The following is a 466-nucleotide window of genomic DNA, read 5'->3' as shown; positions in this document are numbered from 1 at the left end:
ATCCTGGCAATCGTGGAAGCAGAAGTCGCAGAAGGAGAAACCGCATGAGCAGCTTCATCGAGACGGAGGAGCAGAAGGAGTTGCGGGCGGCGGTGTCCAAGCTCGCGCAGCGCTTCAACTACGTCGACTACGTGCTGCCGAAGGCGCGCAAGGGCGAGCCGCTCACCGAACTGTGGAACGAGGCTGGCAAGCTCGGCTTCCTCGGCGTGAACCTGCCCGAGGAATACGGCGGTGGGGGAGCGGGCATCTACGAACTTGCCCTGGTCCAGGAGGAACTCGCCGCGCAGGGCGCCGGGCTGCTCCTCGTCGTGGTCTCGCCCGCGATCTGCGGCACGATCATCGGCAAGTACGGCACCGACGCACAGAAGCAGGAGTGGCTCACCGCGCTGGCCGACGGCTCGAAGATCATGGCGTTCGGCATCACCGAACCCGACGCCGGTTCCAATTCGCACCAGATCACCACCAC

Annotated in this window: 1 protein-coding gene; it reads left to right on the top strand. The window is 64.8% G+C overall.

The features are described from left to right. Positions 1-44: 44 nt before the first annotated feature. A partial coding sequence (locus tag AC07RN_RS21150) for an acyl-CoA dehydrogenase family protein (protein WP_478337244.1) occupies positions 45-466 on the top strand: 422 nt, incomplete at its 3' end.

The organism is Lelliottia sp. GFLA7 (genome assembly GCF_056490165.1).
The sequence above is the reverse complement of the archived record's forward strand: the minus strand, read 5'-3'. Positions and strand labels throughout refer to the sequence as shown.